Below are 22,884 nucleotides of genomic sequence, written 5' to 3'. Positions count from 1 at the left end.
CATACGTTGCGACCCAAATGTGAAAGCGTTTTACGAAGCCTTGGTGGCTCGAGGAAAGAGGAAGATGCAGGCTATTGTCGCAGTCATGCGCAAATACCTGACCGGACTATGGGCCTGCATGCGGGCAGGCGAAGACTTCAGTACAGCCAAGCTTTTTAGCGATAAACACACCCAAAAAGCTTGACCGTGAACAGAGTATCTACATTGAAATGCGTTTCCTGTAGGAGCTGCCGAAGGCTGCGATCTTTTGATTTTTAGAGGGAAATAGGTTTACGCCCGGCAAACGAATGCGCCAGCGTGCCGCCGTCGACCAGCTCCAGCTCACCGCCCAGTGGTACGCCGTGGGCAATCCGCGAGGCGACCAGGCCTTTGTTGTTGAGCAACTGCGCGATGTAGTGCGCGGTCGCCTCGCCTTCCACGGTCGGGTTGGTGGCGAGGATGACTTCGGTAAAGGTCCCCGCCTCTTCTATCCGCGCCATCAGTTGCGGAATCCCGATCGCTTCAGGCCCCAGGCCATCCAGCGGCGACAAATGCCCCTTGAGCACGAAATAGCGACCACGGAAGCCGGTCTGCTCCACCGCATAAACGTCCATCGGCCCTTCGACCACGCAGAGCAGCGTGTCATCGCGGCGTGGGTCGGCGCATTGCGGGCAGAGGTCGTCTTCGGTCAGCGTGCGGCACTGGCGGCAATGGCCAACGCCTTCCATGGCCTGGCTCAAGGCCTGGGCCAGACGCGTACCGCCGCTGCGATCACGTTCGAGCAACTGCAACGCCATGCGCTGAGCGGTTTTCTGACCCACGCCTGGCAAGGTGCGCAGAGCGTCGATCAGTTGGCGAATCAAAGGGCTGAAGCTCATGGGTAAACAGTCCGACTAAACAACGAGACGCGGTTTATACCCGCGCCTCTGGCCAGCGTCAAATCCTCAGTCCTGGGCGACCCGGACCACCAGTTTGCCGAAGTTGCGCCCTTCCAGCAGACCGATGAACGCCTCGGGCGCCTGCTCCAGGCCTTCGACCACGTCCTCACGGAATTTCACTTTGCCGTCGCGAACCCACGGCACCATGTGGCTGATGAATTCCGGCTGACGATCACCGTAATCGTCGAAGACGATGAAGCCCTGAATCCGCACACGCTTGGTGAGCAAAGTGCGTTGCAGCATCGGCAAACGATCCGGTCCGGTCGGCGCCTCGGCGGCGTTGTAGCCGGCGATCAGGCCGCACAACGGGATGCGCGCCTTGGGATTGAGCAACGGCACGACGGCATCGAAGACATGGCCGCCGACGTTCTCGTAGTAAATGTCGATGCCGTTCGGACAGGCCTTGGCCAGTTGCTCGGCAAAGTCATCGGCCTTGTGGTCGATGCAGGCATCAAAACCCAGCTCCTCGACCACGTATTTGCACTTCTCGGCACCACCGGCCACGCCGACCGCGCGCAGGCCTTTGATCTTCGCCACTTGCCCGACCACCGAGCCGACGGCGCCGGACGCTGCAGCCACCACCAGGGTTTCGCCCTCTTTCGGCTGGCCGATGTCCATCAGGCCCATGTACGCGGTCATGCCCGGCATACCCAGCACCCCGAGGGCCATCGACGGGCTCGGCAGGCCGGCCGGGATCGGCATGATGTTGCGACCGTCGCTGATGCTGTGGCTCTGCCAACCGGTGGCGCCAACCACCAGATCACCTACGTGGAATTTCGGATGATTGGACTGCTCGACCCGACTGACCGCACCACCGGTCATGACTTCGCCGATTTGCACTGGCGCAGCGTAGGACGGAGCGTCGCTCATGCGCCCGCGCATGTAAGGGTCGAGCGACAGGTACAGGGTTTTCAGCAGGACTTGACCGTCCTGCAGATCCGGCAGCGCCTCGCGCTCCAGACGGAAATTCTCCGGGGTCGGCGCGCCGCTCGGGCGCGAGGCGAGGACGAAGCGTTGATTGAGGGTGAGAGGGTCGGACATGTCAGCGTCTCCTGTGAATGAGGAATTCGGTGTATAGGGAGCAGACCTTGGTAGCGGTGGTGTGTTCGATGTTTCTTCAGTTGTGCCGAGGTGACTTCATTCGCGAGCAGGCTCGCTCCCACACTTGGAAATGCAATCTCTGTGGGAGCGAGCCTGCTCGCGAAAGCGTCAGTCTGCGGCACATGCCCATCAGGCAGAAACAAAAATGCCAGGCGCAATGCCTGGCATTTTGTGTAGCTCATCTGCCGCGCAATGGCGAATCAGAACGGCAGTTTCATACCCGCCGGCAGGTTCATGCCGGCGGTCATGCTGCCCATTTTTTCCTGGCTGTTTGCTTCGATCTTGCGCACGGCGTCGTTGACGGCGGCAGCGACCACGGCTTCCAGCATTTCTTTGTCGTCTTCGCTCAGGCCTTCGACCAGGCTTGGGTCGATGCTCACGCTTTTAACGTCGTGACGACCGGTCATCACCACGGTGACCATGTCGCCGCCGGCCTTGCCGGTGACTTCGGCGTTGGCCAGTTCTTCCTGCATCTTGGCCATTTTTTCCTGCATCTGCTGCGCCTGCTTCATCAGGCCGGCCATGCCACCTTTCATCATGGGAATCACCTCAAACGTACTTGGATAAAACAGCGCCCGGCCATCGAGGCCGAGCACCTTCAGTTATTAGCCTTGGGTGACCAAGGCGTCGACAGGTTCAATAGTATCGCTTCGCACCACCGCGCCGAACTGCTGAACCATCTGCTGGATGAACGGATCACCGTGGATCGATTCCTCGGCCTCGCGCTGGCGATTGGCGCGGCGGCGGGAGGCGGCCTGGGCCGGGGTTTCCTGCTCGGGCTTGATCAGCTCGATGGTCAGCGTCAGCGTGCGCCCGTGGAACTGGTTCAACGCGTCGTTGAGACGACGCTGTTGCGTGGCGTTGAACAGCGCGCTGTGGGCCGGATCGAGGTGCATCAACCAATGATCGCCGTCGACCGCAATCAACGTGCAGTTGGCGGCGATGCTGCCGGTCATGCCGGAAATCGGCAGCTTCGGGAACAGCTCCAGCCATTGCAGGGCCAGGCCGGTGGCCGGCGCGGCGGCAGGTTCCGGCTCGGGCTCAGGCTCGGGATCGGCGGCGTGTTCGCTGGCCAGTTCGTCGAGGTAGCTGTAGGCCGAATCCATGTCCGGCTCGATGTAGTCTTCATCCAGCGGCGGTTCGTCGTCCATGTCCATGCCCGGCGTAGCGGCATCGACGTCGGCGACGGACGGCTCGGGAATCGGCGCAGCGGCCCACTCCGGCGCATCCGGCACCACGCTGTCCGGGGTCGGCAGCGGCATCGGCGGCAGCTCGGGCTGCTCGCCAGCGGTTTCCAATACCGGCTCGACGGCGGGTTGCTGAACTGGCGCCGGCTCGGCCTCGGCTTCCACCGGGTCGTTCCATGGCAGATCGACCACGGTTTCGACGGCGACTGGCTCAGGCTCCGGTTGCGCTTCGACAACCGGCACAACCGGTTCTGGCTCGGCAGCGGGCGCGGGTGCTGGCGCAGCAGCCGCAGCGACCACCGGCGCAGGCTTCGGCGCGGCAGCCACTGAGTTTGCGGAATCAACTGTGGCCTGGCTGATCCCCACTGGCTTTAGCGGTTGCCTCGGCGCGTCCGCCGTATCCGCCGGGCGGAACGCGAGCATCCGCAGCAAGACCATCTCGAAACCGCCACGCGGGTCCGGCGCGAGCGGCAAGTCGCGGCGACCGATCAGGCCCATCTGGTAATAGAACTGCACGTCTTCGGCCGGCAGCGCCTGAGCCAGGGCCAATACGCGATCACGGTCGCCGTGGCCATTGTCGACGCCTTCCGGCAACGCCTGAGCGATGGCCACGCGGTGCAGCACGTTGAGAATTTCCGAGAGCACGCCGTTCCAGTCCGGGCCTTGCTCGGCCAGATGCCGCACGGCTTCGAGCAGCGCCTTGGCATCGCCTTCGATCAGCGCATGCAGCACGTCATAGACCTGACCGTGATCCAGCGTGCCGAGCATGGCCCGCACGTCGGTCGCGAGGACCTTGCCTTCACCGAACGCGATGGCCTGATCGGTCAGGCTCATGGCGTCGCGCATCGAGCCGTCAGCAGCGCGGCCGAGCAGCCACAGTGCGTCGTCTTCGAAAGGTACGTTTTCTGCGGTCAGGACGTGGGTCAAATGCTCGACCACACGCTCGGGCGTCATGTTCTTCAGGGAGAACTGCAGGCAGCGCGAAAGAATCGTTGCCGGAAGTTTCTGCGGATCGGTGGTCGCCAGGATGAACTTGACGTAGGGCGGCGGCTCTTCGAGCGTTTTCAACAGCGCATTGAAGGAATGGCTGGAAAGCATGTGCACTTCGTCGATCAGGTAGACCTTGAAGCGCCCACGGCTTGGCGCGTACTGCACGTTATCGAGCAGTTCGCGGGTGTCTTCGACCTTGGTGCGGCTGGCGGCGTCGATCTCGATCAGGTCGACAAAACGGCCTTCATCGATCTCGCGGCATACCGAACACTCGCCGCAGGGGCTGGAGGTGATACCTGTCTCGCAGTTCAGGCACTTGGCAATGATCCGCGCGATGGTGGTCTTGCCGACCCCGCGCGTCCCGGTGAACAGGTAGGCGTGGTGCAGCCGTTGGCTGTCCAAGGCATTGATCAGAGCCTTGAGCACATGGGTCTGGCCGACCATTTCGCGGAACGAGCGTGGACGCCATTTACGTGCAAGAACCTGATAACTCATCGAAAACCGTCGCAGCGAAGGAAGCAGAAGCGGCTAATGCTAGCGGAGCAAGGGCAAAATTGCATCCGGTGTCCTCGTCTAATATGGCTAAGCTGCATCAGCAGAGGCTTTTATCAGCTCGGGACGAGGAATTACCGGAGCGTCTATGCGGTGGGCCGTGGCGGCATTGCTGGGTATCAGCCTCAACGCGATGGCAGCGCAAGCGCCGTTGCGCTTCGCCGTGCCGGACAGTTGGGCGATGCCGATGATGCAACTGCAAAGCGGCAGACCGACCCAGGGCATCCTGCACGACGCCCTGCTCAGCCTGGCGACCCAGGTTGGCGCGCCAGCGCAATTCGTCGTCCTGCCGCGCGCGCGGGTACAGAGCGCCATGGAGCACGGCGACATCGACGTGCGCTGCTATGCCGCACAGTCGTGGCTGCCGAATCAGTCCGGCGATTACATCTGGAGCGTGCCGTTGTGGTTTCAGCGCGACCTGCTGATCAGCCGCAAGGAACAACCGGCGCAGATCGATCCCGCCCGGCTGCCGCGCCAGGCCATCGGCACCGTCCTCGGTTACAGCTACCCTACCCTGCAACCGCTGTTCGACGCTGATCAGTTGCAACGCGAAGACGCGCGCAATCAGGAACAGGTACTGGAAAAGCTGCTGGCCGGGCGATACCGCTATGCGGTGAGCAATCAGTGGACCCTGGACTGGATCAATCAACGCCTGCTGCCGGAGCAGCAGTTGCAGGGGGTCGCGGTGCTGCAGGAACAGAATATCGGCTGCTATGTGAGGAACGACCCGAACGTGCCGGTGCAGCGGATCCTGCGCACGCTGCTGCGAATGAAAATGTCCGGCGAGATCGACGACATTATCCGGTTGTACACCGGCGCCTCTTCAACCACACCCTAGCTCCCACAGGGTTGGCCTGGTCAATAACCGTGCGACTCGCGGAATTTCGGCTCGCGGCTGTGGTGATAATCGATCCACTCGACCACGTCGTAAGGCAGATAAAGCTGCTGCCGGGCACGGGACACGGCGATGTACACGGCACAGATGCGCTGATCGAACTCGTAGGCATCCTTGAATTTCTCGTTACTGAGCAACGTCCGGGTCAACAGCACGCGCTTGAACTCCATGCCGCCAGCCCGCTCGGCCATCATCAACAGGCAGGCTTTGCCTGGCTCGATGATCTTTTGGCTCAGGCGAGTCAGGTCGGCAATCATGAAGCCGTTTTGCAACTGCGCCTCGATCCACAAGAAAGCTTCATCGAACTGGTTGGCGGCGCGCACCTGCTGCCAATCAGCCATGTCGCTGAAATACGGGTGCGGTCCTTTCTCGCTGGACCCGGCGTTGTAGAAATCGCGGCGGAACAGCTCGATGGCGGTGGTCATGAAATGCTTGATGTCGTCCTGCGCTTCCCTGTCGGGAAAACTGAAGGCGCAACTGGAGTCGTGCAGATGGATGGCCCACATCATCGTGTCCCAGGGTGACGCGGTCAGCACCACGCAACCTTCGGGCGGCACGAAGGCTTGCGGGTAGTACTCGATATCGACGTCGGCGTGACGAGCGCCTTCGAACGGCACTTTGCTCTTGTGCGTGTGGCGCGAGATCAGCGGATTGACCAGGCGCTCGACATTGCGCCCCGAACGCACCGAATAGCAGATATCGCTCTGACGAACTTCACGCTTGCGCTTGGGCGCCTCGCCCGTGGCCTGCTGATACTCATCGCCGAGGGTGATCAGTACCTGCTGCCCGCGCTCGATGATTTGCAGCAGCGACGCCGGCACGTCCTGGCTTTCGTCGATGATCACATGGGTGTAGCGCGGCGGGACGCGGCAACCGGCCAGACTGGCGCGCTTGATCATGAGCAACGTCGGAAAACCGCTCTGGCTGGCCCACGCCGGATTGGCCTCGAGATATACCCACAGGCGACTGGAATATTCCAGCAGCGCCTGTGAGTCTGCGCCGCTCAAGGGCTGCTGAAAATGCGGCAGGTGCCTGGCGGATAGCGTGTGGTCTCTGGAGGCGCAATACAGCTCCAGCACGCGCAGACAAACCTCCAGAGTGCCCTGCCCATCGTGGTGGCGAAAGCCGAACATATTCAGTTCCTGCGCCAGCGCCTGCCTGCTCGGGATCCGCGCTGGCGTCCTGGCCATGTGCGATCGGGGGCCAAGCAACTGGGCCTGGGCAAAATCGTAGAAGGTCTGGCCAATTTCCGTGTCGTGCACTTGCACGATGTGCTTGCGCAACGTCGCCAGTTTCGCCGGGGTGCGCGCCAGTACCAGGGTGCGTTTCGAGCGCAGGCATTCGATCAGCGCGCTGAGCATGTAACTCTTGCCGATGCCCGCATAACCCTGCACGTGCAGGTCTTCGTCGAGGTTGGCACGGAAGGTTCGCAGCAGCTTGTCCTGCGCCGCGCTTAACCAGTGCTCGCGCTCGCGTGGCGTGACCATTTGCTGGCTGAACGGATTGTTCTGTTGCTGATGGCGAATTTTGTAGTCCACATCCCACTGCCCGCCGGGCAACAGGTATTCCTGCGCTGTGACTTCATCGGCCATGAGAAACCGCAGGTTCAGGCCTTTGAGCGCATTGAGGCCGAAATACAATTTGCGCGAATCGAAAAGACGCCGCGCCTCTGCAAGCAGTCCCGCCGATCCGGAGCGCCGGGAGGTGACAGACCAGTCAATGAGTCTGGCGAGAATTTTCTCCGCTGCGCTGGCACTCAGGTCCTTTTCCGTGGCCTGGGCAAGGTTCTGGATGACCAGCACCGCCGCCAGTTCCGGGTCGCTCAGGTTGGCGAGTGTCGCGTCACCCTCGGGCTGCAACAGCGCCGTACACACATCATGGGTGATGGGCAGAAATACCGGGGTGGCCAAATCAAAATGTTCCGGGTGCATACAACCTCGCCGCCTGGGCCTTAATACAACACCAGATCAGTCCTGGTCATTCTCGTCGGGCATTTCATGGGACTGCGGCAAGTTTCCTTCACTGCCGGCCTCGGGGTTGATCCGCAGCTCGAAGGAGTAGTCGCCGAGCGTGCCGGACATGCCGCGTCGTTCAGTGCCGCTGGCCACCGCCGCCGCATCGATCTGCGCCTGCACTTCGTAGAGGGCCATTTCGAGCAGTTTGCGCAGGTGTTCAGGGTTTTGAGCGGTGGCGTGCAGTTGCAGGTCGTACTTTGCGGTCAGCGAGGCTGATGCGTGCTCGACGATCGCCGATTGTGCCTCGACCGGGACCGACTGTTCAGGCTCGTCTGCCGCGTTGAAAACAGCAGATGCCGCCAGAATCGCAGCGTGTTCTTCATCCATCAGATCGAGCACTCGCGACAGTTCCAGCGTGCGCTCGGGCTGATCCTGCATCTGCGCTTTGACTTCCAGACGACGTAACTGCCATTCGCGCAGCTTTTCCCGGGTCAGATCGTCAATTTCACCCACTTGCCTTACCTCTCGTTGCCAGGCGGGGGAGTATGCCACTGTTCGCTGTCGACAGCCGCACGGGCACTGGAAGCTGCCCGGCTGATCCGAGCATTTTTGCTGGCGGAGCAACGCCACTAGCCAAATCGCAGGCATAAAAAAACCGCAGTGGGCGAAACCCATGCAGTTCTGTCTGAAGCCTTGGCTGGTTCGTTAAGGTGGTGCCCCCACCAGCCACACCCCGGCACACAATGTTCCCGCTGTGGCTGCTTCCTTCCGGATCTGACCAGGTTCACGGGTAATCGTTGCGGGGGGACCGATGGGGTCACCATAACGACGCTTGCCTGTCGGCGAGCCGCGCCATTGTACCTGTCTGAGATGAAGTTACAACCGTTGGTTGCAGATAAAAAATACCAACAGGTTCAAGGACATGCGGTGACGCCAAAAGATCGCAGCCTGCGGCAGCTTCTACAGGGCCAGGACTTCGTCTGCGCGACCGCCCGCATCCTGGATCACCAGATGAATGAAGTGCAGCTTGGCGATCGCCGCTGCCGGCAGTACGAACGGATAGAAATCCGGCTGGCCCATGCTGCGCGACAGTTCGTTGAGCATGCCCGCCAGCTCGATCCACGCATTGACGAATGACAGGAAAGCGCCACCGCCGGGGTGCTCCGGGTCGTACAGGGTGCTGGTCGGAAACGGCTGATAGTCAAAGTCCATTTCCCGCGCGCTCATGCCGAAGCCCAGCGCAGTATCCACGGCGTCCATCATGTGCAGGTAGTGCGCCCAGGTTTCCGCCCAGTCTTCCCACGGGTGCATGGTCGCGTAGGCACTGACGTAGTGCTGCGGCCAGTCCAGCGGTGCGCCTTGCTGGTAGTGCCGGTCCAGCGCGTCGGCGTAACTGGCGCGCTCGTCGCCGAACAGGTTACGAAACGCCTCCAGCCAAGGGCCGTTGGCGATGAGGCGATCCCAGTAGTAGTGGCCGACCTCATGGCGAAAATGCCCGAGCAGCGTGCGGTAAGGTTCGTGCATCGCCGCCCTGACCTGTTCACGGTGAGCGTCGTCGGCCTCTTTGATATCGAGGGTGATCAGGCCATTGGCGTGGCCGGTCATCGGCGCGTTGCCTTCCAGGTCGACGCCGATGAAGTCGAACGCCAGCCCGGTTTCTTCATCCGTGGTTTTCGGGATGACCGGCAAGCCGAGGGTGATCAGTTGCGCGACCAGTCGACGCTTGGCGATTTCGACCTTGCGCCAGCGTTCGGGATTTTCCGCGACGGACAGGTCGGGAATGGTGCGGTTGAGGCTGCAAGCGATGCACAAGGTGTCGTGATCGTTGGCCGGCAGCAGCCAGTTGCACGCGGCGGGCATGTCGAGGTTGGCGCAGCGGCGGAACAGTCCGGCGTCGGGATCGGCGTCGAGCGCCCAGGTGCCCTCTTCCGGCCCCGGCTGCAGCGAGGTCAGGCGACTTTGTTCAGGTTGATAGCCAAGCAAGGCGTTACAGGCCAGGCACTGACTGTTGCGAAAGAACAGCGACTGGCCGCAACGGCACGGCCAGACTTTGCTGTTGCGCGAGGATCCGGCCACGAACGGCGCGATGATGCGGGAACTGAGCTGCTCGAAAAAACGGTGCATGGCGATCTCTCCCTGGGACTGGCCAAGACTAGATCATTCTGAAGACAACATCGTTCCCACCCATAACCGCGCAGCCGGGTGATAGCACCATTGTGGCGAGGGGATTCATCCTCGCTCGACTGCGCAGCAGTCGCAAAAAACCGTACACGCGATACAGATAAAATGATCGGCTGCAGGGTTTTGGGGTCGCTGCGCAACCCAGCGGGGATAAATCCCCTCGCCACAGGTGTCCATCCGGAGAGGGGTAAATCCCCTCGCCACAGGGGTTCATCCGGTCAGACGGCGACGCCGTGGGTTTTGAGGAAGGCGATAAACGCTTCCTCGTCCATGACCTTCACACCCAACTCGTTGGCCTTGGTCAGTTTCGAGCCGGCACCCGGGCCTGCGACCACGCAATGGGTTTTCGCCGACACCGAACCGGCGACCTTGGCACCCAGGCTTTCCAGATGATCCTTGGCCACATCCCGGCTCATCAGTTCGACCTTGCCGGTCAGCACCCAGGTTTCCCCGGACAGCGGCAGACCTTCGACGACTTTTTTCTCGCTCTGCCAATGCATGCCGAAATCGCGCAACTGCTGCTCGGCCCGCTCGGCCAGTTGCCGATGCTCAGGCGAGGCGAAGAACTCGCGCACGGAGTTGGCCTGCTTCTCTGGCAATGCCTGGCGCATATCCAGCCAGTCAGCGTTCATCACCGCTTCCAGCGAGCCAAAGCGGTCGGCGAGTTTTTGCGCACCACCGGGGCCGACGAAAGGAATGTGCAGTTTGTCGAGCAAGCCGCCCAGCGTGGTACTGGCGGCGAATTCGGCGCCTAACTCGCCTTGATCCTGAATCTGCAAACCATGGCCGAGCAATTCGCTGATGACCTGCTGGTTGTGCGCATCCTCAAAGAAACTGTGAATCTCGTGCGCCACTTCCAGGCCGACATCCGGCAGGTAGGTCAGCACATGCGGCAAGGCCTGTTGCACGCGCTCCAGCGAACCCAGCGAACGCGCCAGCACTTTCGCCGTTTCTTCACCGACATCGGGGATGCCGAGGGCGTAGATGAAACGTGCCAGGCTCGGTTGCTTGCTGTCTTCGATGGCTTTGAGAAGCTTGTTGCTCGATACCTCGGCGAAGCCTTCCAGATCGACGATGTCGTCGAACTTCAGCGCATACAGATCGGCCGGCGAGCTGACCAGACCTTCGTCGACCAGTTGTTCGACGCTCTTGTCGCCCAAGCCTTCGATGTCCATGGCCCGGCGCGAGACGAAGTGAATGATCGCCTGTTTCAGTTGCGCACCGCAGGCCAGTCGGCCGACGCAGCGATACACCGCGCCTTCGCTGAAGGTTTCCTTGCCCTTGCTGCGCTTGACCAGTTGCGTGCGTTCAACGTGCGAGCCGCACACCGGGCAGCTTTGAGGAATGGCCACCGGGCGCGCGTCATCGGGGCGACGCTCGGTGATCACTTGCACCACTTGCGGAATCACATCGCCGGCGCGGCGGATGATCACCGTATCGCCGATCATCAGGCCCAGCCGCGCGACTTCGTCCATGTTGTGCAACGTGGCGTTGGCCACGGTGACGCCGGCGACTTTCACCGGTTTCAGGCGCGCCACGGGAGTTACCGCACCGGTGCGGCCGACCTGGAATTCCACGTCGAGCAGCTTGGTGAGTTCTTCCATCGCCGGGAATTTGTGCGCGATCGCCCAGCGCGGCTCGCGGGCGCGGAAGCCCAGTTCACGCTGGTCGGCAATGCTGTTGACCTTGAACACCACGCCGTCGATTTCATAGGCCAGCGAGTCACGGCGCGCGCCGATGTCGCGGTAATACTCAAGACACTCGTCGATGCCCTTGGCCAGCTTCAGTTCGTGACTGATCGGCATGCCCCACTTCTGCAACTGCTTGAGGTTGCCGATGTGAGTGTCGGCAATATCGTGGGACACCTGGCCAATGCCGTAGCAACAGAATTCCAGCGGCCGGTTGGCGGTGATCTTCGAATCGAGCTGGCGCAGGCTGCCTGCTGCCGCGTTGCGCGGGTTGGCGAAGGTCTTGCCGCCGATTTCCAGCTGCGAGGCATTGAGGCGCTCGAAACCGGCCTTGGACATGAACACTTCACCGCGCACTTCCAGCGTCGCCGGCCAGCCTTCGCCATGCAGCTTCAGCGGAATATTGCGCACAGTGCGCACGTTGACGCTGATGTCTTCGCCGGTGGTGCCATCGCCACGGGTGGCGCCGCGCACCAGCAGACCATCCTGATACAGCAGGCTGACCGCCAGGCCATCAAGCTTCGGCTCGCAGCTGTATTCCACCGCCGCGCCGCCACCAAACAGATCGCCGGCCGGCACGTCGAGGCCTTCGTTGACGCGGCGATCGAACTCGCGCATGTCGGATTCTTCGAAGGCGTTGCCGAGGCTGAGCATCGGGATTTCGTGACGCACCTGAGTGAACGCAGTCAACGCCATGCTACCGACGCGCTGGGTCGGCGAATCGCTGGTGATCAGTTCCGGGTTGGCCGCTTCCAGTGCCTTGAGCTCCTGAAACAAGCGGTCGTATTCGGCATCGGGAATGCTCGGCTCGTCGAGAACGTGATAGCGATAGTTGTGCTGATCCAGCTCAGCGCGCAGCTCTAGAATGCGGGTTTTGGCGGCGGTCATGGGTGTTCTCTCATAAAGCAAAAGAGCAGCCGAGGCTGCTCCAGTTTTATTCCATTATCGGCGGCGGGGCCAGAAGATCGCAGCCTCGTTGCACTCGTCAGCTCCTACAGTATCGCGATCCTCTGTAGGAGCTGCCGAAGGCTGCGATCTTTTGATCTGGCCTTAGCGCTTCTGGGTCAATGCGCGGCGTTCGAATTCGACGATGCGCTGACGGTAATGCTCAATCGTCTGGGCGGTCAGTACGCTGCGCTGATCGTCTTTCAATTCGCCGTTCAATTCCTGGGACAGCTTGCGGGCTGCCGCGACCATCACGTCGAAGGCCTGCTTCGGATGACGCGGGCCTGGCAGACCGAGGAAGAAGCTCACCGCCGGGGTGCTGAAGTGGTCAATGTCGTCCAGATCGAAGATACCCGGCTTGACCGCGTTGGCCATGGAGAACAGCACTTCGCCGTTGCCGGCCATGCTTTCGTGGCGGTGGAAAATGTCCATCTCGCCGAAACGCAGGCCGCTTTCGAGAATATTCTGCAGCAGCGCCGGGCCTTTGAAGCCGGCCGGGTCGCGGCAGATCACGCTGATCACCAGGACTTCTTCGGCTTGCGGCTGATCTTTTTCCGCCACGGCCGCTGCAGGCTTGCTGTCTTCGGCGAAATCGTCGTCACGGCTGCTGAAGCTCGGGCCGCCGTCCAGATCGAGGTCGAGGTTCAAGTCGCCCTGCGCCGGGCCGTTGCTGCCGCGCTTGCCACGTTTCGAACCGGATTCACGCGGCTCGCGGGCTTCGCGGTTGGGCATGCTCACCGACGGCAGATCGTGCTCGTCCAGTTGCGGCTCTTTGTGCGTATCCAGGACGCGGGCCGGGCCCAACAGCTCGGCGCTGGTGTCCTCGTCCGGCAGATTGGACAGGCTCCGGTCGAGACGGAATTTCAGCTTTCCCTTGCCGCCGCGCATACGGCGCCAGCCATCGAAAAGAATACCGGCTATCACAATGATGCCGATGACGATCAGCCACTCGCGCAGACCGATTTCCATGTAATCCCGTGCCTCTATAAAAAATGCTGAAAAATAAGGGGTTTACACTGCGTAAACCGCTTTAAAACGTGGCGCCAACTCTATGTTCTGACAGGCGTTTTGCCCACGTATACGAAAAATTGACATTAAACTAGCACGACCAAAGACAACTTTACACCGTCTGTCTCATTTGGCTTGCGCGAATATGTCGATTGGCCATCCCGCCGATGTCAGTAAAAAGTCCTACAGACCTCCAAAACTATTCCGACACCACACCGACTCAGGCATCCACCATCGCCATCGCCTCCTCGACATCCACCGCCACCAGTCGCGAGCAGCCCGGCTCATGCATCGTCACACCCATCAACTGCTCGGCCATTTCCATGGCGATCTTGTTGTGGGTGATGTAGATGAACTGCACGGTCTGCGACATCTCTTTGACCAGGCGTGCGTAGCGTCCAACGTTAGCGTCATCCAGTGGCGCGTCAACCTCATCGAGCATGCAGAACGGCGCCGGGTTCAACTTGAAGATGGCAAAAACCAGGGCCAGTGCAGTCAAGGCTTTTTCGCCGCCGGAAAGCAAATGGATGGTGCTGTTCTTCTTCCCGGGCGGCTGCGCCATGATCGTCACCCCTGTATCGAGTAGATCTTCGCCCGTCAGTTCCAAATACGCGCGCCCGCCACCGAAAACTTTCGGGAAAAGTGCCTGCAAACCGCCGTTGATCTGATCAAAGGTATCTTTGAAACGGTTGCGGGTTTCCTTGTCGATCTTGCGGATGACGTTTTCCAGGGTCTCCAGCGCCTCGACCAGATCGGCGTCCTGCGCATCCAGATAACGTTTACGCTCCGATTGTTGCGTGTATTCATCGATGGCCGCGAGGTTGATCGCACCCAGGCGCTGAATCCGCGCGTTGATGCGTTCGAGTTCTTCTTCGGCCTCGCGTTCACTGGCTTGTGCGGTCAATGTGGCGAGCACGCCGTTGAGATCGTAGCCATCTTCGAGCAATTGATCCTGCAAAGCCTTGCGCCGTACGGTCAGCGCCTGCCATTCCATGCGTTGCTGTTCGAGCTGGCCGCGAATCAACTGCGATTGCTGCTCGGCCTGGGTGCGGCGTTTTTCCGCGTCGCGCAATTCACGATCGGCGTCTTCCAGGGCGATCTGCGCAGTCTTGAGTTCTTCATCGACGGTCATGCGCTTGTCGAGCAGTTCTTCAAGTTTCAGACGCAGCTCTTCCAGCGGCGCCTCACCCTCCTCCAGATTCAGACTCAACTGTTCGCGCTTTTCAGTCAGACGCTCGGCCTGCATCTCCAGACGCTCCAGCGCCTGTCGCGTGGAGTCATGCTGGGCGCGCAACGAGCCGAGACGCACGGCCAGTTGATGGGCGTGATCCTTGTGCTGCCGGGCTTCCTGACGCACGCGATCAAGGCGCTCGCGCAGGCTGTCGCGCTGGGCCAGCAGCAACTCGCGCTGCTCGGTGTCGAGCGCCATGGTGTCCAGCGCTTCTTGCAATTGCATGCGCGCTTCGCCGACCTGCTCGTGCTCAAGCTCGCGCTGTTCGGCGAGCTCGACCAGTTCTTCATCGAGACGGGTGCGGCGCAATGTCAGCTGTTCGGCTTTGGCCTTACCGGCGGACAACTGCGCTTTCAGTTCGCCTTGCTGGCGCGCTTCGTCCTGCAGCAAGCGGCGCAGATGTTCGCGGCCGTTTTCCTGCTGGCGCTGTTGCGCGCGCAAGGTTTGCAGGCGGGTTTCCATGGCCTCGACGGTGGCTTCGCGCTCTTCGCGTTCAAGCTGCAAGTCTTCGATTTCCTGGCCACGGGCGAGCATGCCGCTTTCCGCTTCGCTGGCGCGACGTACGCGTAAAAAGTGTCGACCCACCCAATAGCCATCGCGACTGATCAGGCTCTGCCCGGCGCTCAACTGACCGCGCAACGCCAGCGCCTGTTCAAGGCTGTCGACCGGTTTGACCTGACCAAGCCACGGCGACAGATCGATCTGCGCCTCGACTTTGTCCAGCAGGCTGCCCGCCACCCGCACGCCATCGCTGGCCGGGCTGAGCAGGCGCAAATCGCCTTGGGTGAAACCGGACAGATCGAAGCCGCTGAAATCGTCGACCAGTACCGCTTGCAGATCGGCGCCGAGCACGGTTTCCACCGCCAGCTCCCAACCGGCCTCGACCTTCAGGCCTTCGGCCAGACGCGGACGCTCGGCGAGATTGTGTTCCTTCAACCATTCGGCGGTGCCGGTGCCCGGGTCGAGCGCGGCCTGTTGCAAGGCTTCCAGCGACGCCAAACGCCCGTTGAGCCGCTGCAGATCGCCCTGCGCCTGCTGCTGCGCGGTCAACGCCTGCTGCAACTCCTGACGCAGTTGTTCGAGCTTTTCGACCTGCGCTTCTTCGCTGGTCTGCAAATCTTCCAGGGTCGCTTCGGACTCGGCGAGCTGCTCGTTGAGCGCCATGATCGCCGCGTCTTCCGGGTCGGCGGACAGCAACCCGCGCTCTTCAGCGAGGCGTTTCTGCCGGTCAGCCAGACGCTCCATGCTGCTTTCCAACTGCTGGATCCGCGATTGCTGGACTTCAGCCTGACGGCGCGGTTCGGCAGCGGTCAGGTTGAACGCGTCCCACTGCTCCTGCCAGCCGTGCATGGTGGTTTCGGCTTCTTCGAGGGCCGCAGCGGCTTCCTCGGCGGCGGCGCTGGTGACTTCCTGCTCGGGGGTGAGCATGTCCAGTTCTTCGCCGAGGGTCAGCAACAGCGTGCGGTCGTGGCCAAGGTGCGATTCGGTTTCCAGACGCGCGCGCTCGGCTTCTTTCAGATCGTCCTGCAACTGACGCAAACGCTGCTGGCCGTGCTGGATGCTCTGCTCGACCCGGGCGATGTCGCCGCCGACCGAATAGAAGCGGCCCTGCACCAGATTGAAGCGCTCGGACAGGTCGTGGTGACCGTCGCGCAGGCGTTCGATGGCGGCGTCAGCGTTACGCTGTTCAGCGACCAGCGCTTCGAAGCTGACTTCCTGGTTGCCGATGATCGACTCGCGCTGGCCGACCTGCTCGTTGAGGTCCTGCCAGCGCAGCGCCGACAGTTGCGCCTTGAGCTGACGCTCTTCGGCCTTGAGTTCCTGATACTTTTTCGCCGCCTCGGCCTGACGGTGCAGTCGTTCGAGCTGGCGCTCCAGTTCTTCGCGCAGGTCGGTGAGTCGGGCGAGGTTTTCGTGGGTGCGGCGGATGCGGTTCTCGGTCTCGCGGCGGCGCTCTTTATATTTCGAGATGCCGGCGGCTTCTTCGATGAAGTTACGCAGGTCTTCGGGCTTGGATTCGATCAGCTTGGAGATCATCCCCTGTTCGATGATTGAGTAGCTGCGGGGACCGAGGCCGGTGCCGAGGAAAATATCGGTGATGTCGCGCCGACGGCATTTGGTGCCGTTGAGGTAATACGTGGTCTGGCTGTCGCGGGTGACTTTGCGGCGGATGGAAATTTCCGCGTAGGCGGCGTATTCGCCGAGCAGCGTGCCGTCGGAGTTGTCGAACACCAGTTCGATGCTGGCCTGGCTCACCGGTTTGCGGCTGGTCGAGCCGTTGAAGATGACATCGGTCATCGACTCGCCACGGAGGTTCTTCGCCGAACTTTCGCCCATCACCCAGCGCACGGCGTCGATGATGTTCGACTTGCCGCAACCGTTCGGCCCGACGACCGCCGCCATGTTACTGGGGAAGTTCACCGTGGTCGGGTCGACGAAGGATTTGAACCCCGCCAGTTTGATGCACTTCAGCCGCACGCTCAGGCAACCGTCAGCGCAGACACCACCAGATCGCAGCTGCGCTGGGCATACGCCGTGAGCACGATGCGGATCTGCGGCAAATCACGGGCGAGTACGGCGGCGAGCAAGCGTTCGAACAGTTCGAGGAATTCGCTCATTTCCGCCTTGCGCTGTTCGAGGGCGAGGAAATACGCGCGGCTCATCGCCGGCTGGAGGTTCTCGACGGTTTCTTGCAGGTACGGATTGTTGGCAAACGGATAGGCGGCGCGCATCACCGCGAAGCTGTCATCGACGAAGCTGCGGATATCGCCGCGTTCGTAATTGGCGGTCAGGCGCTGCTGGATCTGCACGAAGGGCGCCATGTCTGACTGCACTTGCCAGCCGTTGGCCACGGAATTGCCGAGCAGGATGTACAGCTCGCTCATCAGCGTGCACAGGCTCTGCACCTTGTGCGGCGTCAGCTCGGTAACGTGGGCGCCACGACGCGGCAGGATCGCGATCAGGTGACGGCGCTCGAGGATCAGCAAGGCTTCGCGGACCGAACCGCGGCTGACGTTGAGCGCCAGCGTGACCTTCTGTTCCTGGATGCGCTCTCCTGGCTTCATTTCGCCACGAATGATGCGTTCGGCGAGGTGGTGAGCGATTTGCTCGGCGAGGCTGTCCGGCGCCTTGAACGTCATGGTTGTCCTTCAAACTCTATCGATCTGCACAAGCGGCGCAGTGTAGCGCAAATGCGCGGTCATGGCGGAGTGCCCACTCAGCGGTTTTTGGCACGAATCCCGCAAAAAAGCGCAGTGACCGATGAAGGTCAATACTGAATAGACACGCTGTCGATCGACGAAACGGATTTTCCTGACCTTTAAGTCAGAAAACCATTGACCGAAAAGTCAGACCTGCTAAATTCGGTTCACGTCGGTTAACAACAATAATGAGTCTGCGAGGCCTTCCGTGATCCAGTTTTTACTTAACCAGGAACTCCGTAGCGAGCACGCCCTGGACCCGAATCTGACTGTGCTCAATTACCTGCGCGAACACGTGGGCAAGCCCGGCACCAAAGAAGGTTGCGCCAGCGGTGACTGCGGAGCCTGCACCGTGGTGGTTGGCGAGTTGCAGACCGATGACAGCGGGCGTGAGCATATTCGCTATCGCAGCCTCAACTCGTGCCTGACCTTCGTTTCGTCGTTGCACGGCAAACAACTGATCAGCGTCGAAGACCTCAAGCACAAGGGCGAACTGCACAGCGTGCAGAAAGCCATGGTCGAGTGCCACGGTTCGCAGTGCGGCTTCTGCACCCCCGGTTTTGTGATGTCGTTGTTCGCCCTGCAAAAGAACAGCGATGCGCCGGATCAGGCCAAGGCCCACGAAGCACTGGCCGGCAACCTCTGCCGCTGCACCGGCTACCGCCCTATTCTCGCCGCTGCCGAACAATCCTGCTGCGGCAAACCAGCGGATCATTTCGACGCCCGCGAAGCCGAAACCATCGCCCGCCTCAAGGCTATCGCGCCGACCGATATTGGTGAACTCAACAGCGGCGACAAACGCTGCCTGGTGCCGCTGACCGTGGCCGATCTGGCCGACCTCTACGACGCTTATCCACAAGCGCGGCTGCTCGCCGGCGGCACCGATCTGGCGCTGGAAGTCACCCAGTTCCACCGCACCCTGCCGGTGATGATCTACGTCGGCAACGTCGCCGAAATGAAGCGCATCGAAACCTTTGCAGACCGCATCGAAATCGGCGCCGCCACCGCCCTCTCCGACTGCTACGAGGCGTTGAATGCCGAGTACCCGGACTTCGGCGAATTGCTGCACCGCTTCGCCTCGTTGCAGATCCGCAATCAAGGCACCCTCGGCGGCAACATCGGCAACGCATCGCCGATCGGTGACTCGCCACCGCTGCTGATCGCCCTTGGCGCGCAGATCGTGCTGTGCAAAGGCGAAACCCGCCGCACCTTGAACCTGGAAGATTACTTCATCGACTACCGCGTCACCGCGCGCCAGGAAAGCGAATTCATCGAAAAAATCATCGTGCCGCGCGCCTGCGCCGAGCAGTTGTTCCGCGCCTATAAAGTGTCGAAGCGACTGGACGACGACATCTCCGCCGTCTGTGCTGCGTTCAATCTGCGTGTGGAAAACGGCGTGATCAGCGACGCGCGCGTGGCCTTCGGCGGCATGGCGGCGATTCCGAAACGCGCTGCGCATTGCGAAGCCGTGCTGCTCGGTCAGCCGTTCAACAACGCCGTGATCGAACGCGCCTGCGCCGCGCTGGCCGAGGATTTCACGCCACTCTCGGACTTCCGCGCCAGCAAGGAATATCGCCTGCTCAGCGCGCAGAACCTGCTGCGCAAATACTTCATCGAACTGCAAACACCGCACATCGAGACTCGGGTGACCGCTTATGTCTAACCATCACGCCGTAGAGAAGACCCAGGCTGAATTGGCCGAATTGTTCGCCAAGGACCTGACCACCGGTGTCGGCCGCAGCGTCAAGCACGACAGCGCCGCCAAGCATGTGTCCGGTGAAGCGCAGTACATCGATGATCGGCTGGAATTCCCCAACCAATTGCACCTGTATGCGCGCCTGTCGGACCGCGCCCACGCGAAAATCCTCAGCATCGACACGTCGCCGTGCTACGCCTTCGAAGGCGTGCGCATTGTCATCACCCACGAAGACGTGCCGGGCCTGAAGGACATCGGCCCGCTGATGCCGGGCGACCCGCTGCTGGCCATCGATGACGTGCAGTTTGTCGGCCAGCCGGTGCTGGCGGTCGCGGCGAAAAACCTGGAAACCGCGCGCAAAGCAGCGATGGCCGCAATCATCGAATACGAAGACCTCGAACCGGTGCTCGACGTGGTCGACGCCCTGCGCAAACGCCACTTCGTGCTCGACAGCCACACCCATCAGCGCGGCGACTCGGCCTCTGCACTGGCCACGGCTGAACACCGCATTCAGGGCACGCTGCACATCGGCGGCCAGGAGCACTTCTATCTGGAGACACAGATCTCCTCGGTGATGCCTACTGAAGACGGCGGCATGATCGTCTACTGCTCGACGCAGAACCCGACCGAAGTGCAAAAACTGGTCGCCGAAGTGCTCGACGTGTCGATGAACAAAATCGTCGTCGACATGCGCCGCATGGGCGGTGGTTTCGGCGGCAAGGAAACCCAGGCCGCGAGCCCGGCGTGCCTGTGCGCGGTGGTCGCGCACCTCACCGGCCAACCGACCAAGATGCGCCTGCCGCGTGTCGAAGACATGCTGATGACCGGCAAGCGCCACCCGTTCTACGTTGAATACGACGTCGGCTTCGACAGCAGCGGCCGTCTGCACGGGATCAACATGGAGCTGGCCGGCAACTGCGGCTGCTCGCCGGACTTGTCCGCCTCGATCGTTGACCGCGCGATGTTCCACTCGGACAACTCTTACTATCTCGGCGATGCAACCATCAACGGTCACCGTTGCAAGACCAACACCGCGTCGAACACCGCTTATCGCGGCTTCGGCGGCCCGCAAGGCATGGTCGCCATCGAAGAAGTGATGGACGCGATTGCCCGGCACCTGAAGCTCGACCCGCTGGCGGTGCGCAAGGCCAACTACTACGGCAAAACCGAGCGCAACGTCACCCACTACTACCAGACCGTCGAGCACAACATGCTCGAAGAGATGACCGCCGAACTGGAAGAAAGCAGCCAGTACGCCGAGCGCCGCGAAGCGATCCGTCGCTACAACGCCAACAGCCCGATCCTGAAAAAAGGCCTGGCGCTGACGCCGGTGAAATTCGGCATTTCCTTCACCGCCAGTTTCCTCAATCAGGCCGGTGCGCTGATCCACATCTACACCGACGGCAGCATCCACTTGAACCACGGCGGTACGGAAATGGGTCAGGGCCTGAACACCAAAGTCGCTCAGGTCGTGGCGGAAGTGTTCCAGGTCGAAATCGATCGTGTGCAGATCACTGCGACCAACACCGACAAAGTGCCGAACACCTCGCCGACCGCTGCCTCCAGCGGCGCCGACCTGAACGGCAAAGCCGCGCAGAACGCAGCACAGACCATCAAGCAACGCTTGGTCGAGTTCGCCGCGCGGCACTACAAGGTCAGCGAAGAAGACGTCGAATTCCGCAACGGCCACGTGCGGGTGCGCGAGCAGATTCTGACCTTCGAAGCGCTGATCCAGCAGGCGTATTTCAATCAGGTCTCGCTGTCCAGCACCGGCTTCTACAAGACCCCGAAAATCTACTACGACCGCAGTCAGGCCCGTGGGCGTCCGTTCTATTACTTCGCCTTTGGCGCAGCCTGCTGCGAAGTGATCGTCGACACCCTGACCGGCGAGTACAAGATGCTGCGCACCGACATCCTGCATGACGTCGGCGCCTCGCTGAACCCGTCGATCGACATCGGTCAGGTCGAGGGCGGGTTCGTCCAGGGCATGGGCTGGCTGACCATGGAAGAGCTGGTATGGAACAACAAGGGCAAGCTGATGACCAACGGCCCGGCCAGCTACAAGATCCCGGCGGTGGCCGACATGCCGCTGGATCTGCGGGTGAAACTGGTGGAAAACCGCAAGAACCCGGAAGACACGGTGTTCCACTCCAAAGCCGTCGGTGAACCGCCGTTCATGCTCGGCATCGCCGCGTGGTGTGCGATCAAGGATGCGGTGGCGAGCCTCGGTGATTATCAGCATCAGCCGAAAATCGACGCCCCGGCGACGCCGGAGCGGGTGTTGTGGGGCTGTGAGCAGATGCGCCAGCTCAAAGCGGTGAAGGCTGTCGAAGCTGAAACCGAGCTGGCTCCGCTCTAGGACCGAGGCGCGGCCATTCGCGAGCAGGCTCGCTCCCACATTTGGAATGCATTGCCAATGTGGGAGCGAGCCTGCTCGCGAAGAGGCCGGCACAGACAACGAAGATGTCGAGGTGAACATGTACAACTGGATCGACGCCCTCGCCGACCTGCAGAATCAGGGCGAGCCCTGTGTGCTGGTGACGATCATCGAAGAACTCGGTTCGACGCCACGCAACGCCGGCTCGAAAATGGTCGTCAGTGCCGACCGCCTGTTCGACACTATTGGTGGCGGGCATCTGGAATTCAAAGCCATGCAGATCGCCCGCGAGATGCTCGCCAGCGGTAAGCAGGACACCCATTTGGAGCGCTTCAGCCTCGGCGCCAGTCTCGGCCAGTGCTGCGGTGGCGCTACGGTATTGCTGTTCGAACCGATGGGCCAGGTGCAGGCGCAGATTGCCGTGTTCGGTGCCGGCCATGTCGGTCGCGCCCTCGTGCCGCTGCTGGCCAGCCTGCCCTGCCGGGTGCGCTGGATCGATTCGCGCGAGGCGGAGTTCCCCGAACACATTCCCCACGGCGTGCGTAAAATCGTCAGCGAAGAGCCGGTGGACGAAGTCGATGATCTGCCTGCCGGCAGCTACTGCATCGTCATGACCCACAACCATCAGCTCGATCTGGAGCTGACCGCGGCGATTCTCAAGCGTAACGATTTCACTTGGTTCGGCCTGATCGGCTCGAAAACCAAACGCGCCAAATTCGAACACCGTCTGCGTGATCGTGGTTTCGACCCGAGCGTGGTGCAGCGCATGCGCTGCCCGATGGGCATCGGCGAAGTCAAAGGCAAACTGCCTGTGGAAATCGCCATCTCCATCGCCGGCGAAATCATCGCCACTTACAACGCCAATTTCGGCCAGCACAGCGCCCGCGCCGAACCGATTGCCCGACTGCTGCCCGCCTCGCGCCGCAGTCAGGCCGCCAAACTCAAAGCCTCAAACTGATTA

The 22,884-nt window shown here is 61.4% G+C and carries 15 protein-coding genes, 1 other RNA gene and 1 pseudogene; 5 read left to right on the top strand and 12 right to left on the bottom strand.

Features of this window, described 5'->3' with window-relative positions; all coding sequences use genetic code 11:
• A pseudogene (locus CKW30_RS27375) lies at positions 1-184 on the top strand (IS110 family transposase); the annotation flags it as partial.
• A gap of 70 nt (positions 185-254) precedes the next feature.
• Here the strand turns inward: CKW30_RS27375 and recR are convergent.
• The 4 genes from recR to dnaX form a co-directional block, all read right to left on the bottom strand.
• Positions 255-857, bottom strand: a complete 603-nt coding sequence (gene recR / locus CKW30_RS11750) for a recombination mediator RecR (protein WP_016773861.1) — start codon at positions 855-857, stop codon at positions 255-257.
• Between the two features lie 66 nt (positions 858-923).
• A complete protein-coding gene (locus CKW30_RS11745) occupies positions 924-1,958 on the bottom strand; it encodes an NADP-dependent oxidoreductase (RefSeq protein WP_095180857.1) in 1,035 nt (344 codons plus the stop codon).
• A gap of 260 nt (positions 1,959-2,218) precedes the next feature.
• Positions 2,219-2,557: a YbaB/EbfC family nucleoid-associated protein gene (locus tag CKW30_RS11740; protein ID WP_003223337.1), complete on the bottom strand. Its 339-nt coding sequence runs from the start codon at positions 2,555-2,557 to the stop codon at positions 2,219-2,221.
• A 66-nt stretch (positions 2,558-2,623) separates the two neighbouring features.
• Positions 2,624-4,690 (bottom strand): DNA polymerase III subunit gamma/tau, encoded by a 2,067-nt coding sequence (gene dnaX / locus CKW30_RS11735; RefSeq protein ID WP_095180856.1) that lies wholly within the window; start codon positions 4,688-4,690, stop codon positions 2,624-2,626.
• A gap of 145 nt (positions 4,691-4,835) precedes the next feature.
• On the opposite strand from dnaX, the gene CKW30_RS11730 reads away from it, so the two are divergent.
• Positions 4,836-5,585: an ABC transporter substrate-binding protein gene (locus CKW30_RS11730; RefSeq protein ID WP_095180855.1), complete on the top strand. Its 750-nt coding sequence runs from the start codon at positions 4,836-4,838 to the stop codon at positions 5,583-5,585.
• Between the two features lie 20 nt (positions 5,586-5,605).
• On the opposite strand, the gene CKW30_RS11725 is transcribed toward CKW30_RS11730, so the two are convergent.
• The 8 genes from CKW30_RS11725 to CKW30_RS11690 form a co-directional block, all read right to left on the bottom strand.
• Positions 5,606-7,573 carry a hypothetical protein gene (locus CKW30_RS11725; protein ID WP_095180854.1) on the bottom strand — a complete coding sequence of 656 codons (1,968 nt, stop codon included), beginning with the start codon at positions 7,571-7,573 and terminating at the stop codon, positions 5,606-5,608.
• A 36-nt stretch (positions 7,574-7,609) separates the two neighbouring features.
• Positions 7,610-8,110, bottom strand: coding sequence for a hypothetical protein (locus CKW30_RS27320; protein ID WP_177434208.1), 501 nt, complete (start codon positions 8,108-8,110; stop codon positions 7,610-7,612).
• Positions 8,111-8,314: 204 nt separating this feature from the next.
• Positions 8,315-8,411, bottom strand: an RNA gene (gene ffs / locus CKW30_RS11715) — signal recognition particle sRNA small type.
• Positions 8,412-8,557: 146 nt separating this feature from the next.
• Positions 8,558-9,721, bottom strand: a complete 1,164-nt coding sequence (locus CKW30_RS11710) for a putative zinc-binding metallopeptidase (protein WP_095180853.1) — start codon at positions 9,719-9,721, stop codon at positions 8,558-8,560.
• Positions 9,722-9,996: 275 nt separating this feature from the next.
• Positions 9,997-12,354, bottom strand: a complete 2,358-nt coding sequence (ligA, locus tag CKW30_RS11705; RefSeq protein WP_095180852.1) for an NAD-dependent DNA ligase LigA — start codon at positions 12,352-12,354, stop codon at positions 9,997-9,999.
• 162 nt (positions 12,355-12,516) lie between these two features.
• Positions 12,517-13,380 carry a cell division protein ZipA gene (zipA, locus tag CKW30_RS11700; protein ID WP_016773851.1) on the bottom strand — a complete coding sequence of 288 codons (864 nt, stop codon included), beginning with the start codon at positions 13,378-13,380 and terminating at the stop codon, positions 12,517-12,519.
• 259 nt (positions 13,381-13,639) lie between these two features.
• Entirely contained in the window at positions 13,640-17,128 is a 3,489-nt protein-coding gene (gene smc / locus CKW30_RS11695) for a chromosome segregation protein SMC (protein WP_095180851.1), read from the bottom strand.
• 2 nt (positions 17,129-17,130) lie between these two features.
• On the bottom strand, positions 17,131-17,790 hold the full coding sequence (locus tag CKW30_RS11690; protein WP_039763015.1) for a GntR family transcriptional regulator: 660 nt from the start codon (positions 17,788-17,790) through the stop codon (positions 17,131-17,133).
• Positions 17,791-18,058: 268 nt separating this feature from the next.
• On the opposite strand from CKW30_RS11690, the gene xdhA reads away from it, so the two are divergent.
• The 3 genes from xdhA (at position 18,059) to xdhC (ending at position 22,881) form a co-directional block, all read left to right on the top strand.
• Positions 18,059-19,513: a xanthine dehydrogenase small subunit gene (gene xdhA, locus CKW30_RS11685; protein WP_095180850.1), complete on the top strand. Its 1,455-nt coding sequence runs from the start codon at positions 18,059-18,061 to the stop codon at positions 19,511-19,513.
• Entirely contained in the window at positions 19,506-21,905 is a 2,400-nt protein-coding gene (xdhB, locus tag CKW30_RS11680; protein ID WP_095180849.1) for a xanthine dehydrogenase molybdopterin binding subunit, read from the top strand. Before xdhA ends, xdhB begins: the two co-directional genes overlap by 8 nt.
• A 118-nt stretch (positions 21,906-22,023) precedes the next feature.
• Positions 22,024-22,881 carry a xanthine dehydrogenase accessory protein XdhC gene (gene xdhC / locus CKW30_RS11675; protein ID WP_024012316.1) on the top strand — a complete coding sequence of 286 codons (858 nt, stop codon included), beginning with the start codon at positions 22,024-22,026 and terminating at the stop codon, positions 22,879-22,881.
• Positions 22,882-22,884 lie beyond the last annotated feature (3 nt).

Origin of the sequence: Pseudomonas sp. Irchel 3F6, from assembly GCF_900187595.1 — a bacterium.
Classification (GTDB): domain Bacteria; phylum Pseudomonadota; class Gammaproteobacteria; order Pseudomonadales; family Pseudomonadaceae; genus Aquipseudomonas; species Aquipseudomonas siliginis.
The sequence above is the reverse complement of the archived record's forward strand: the minus strand, read 5'-3'. Positions and strand labels throughout refer to the sequence as shown.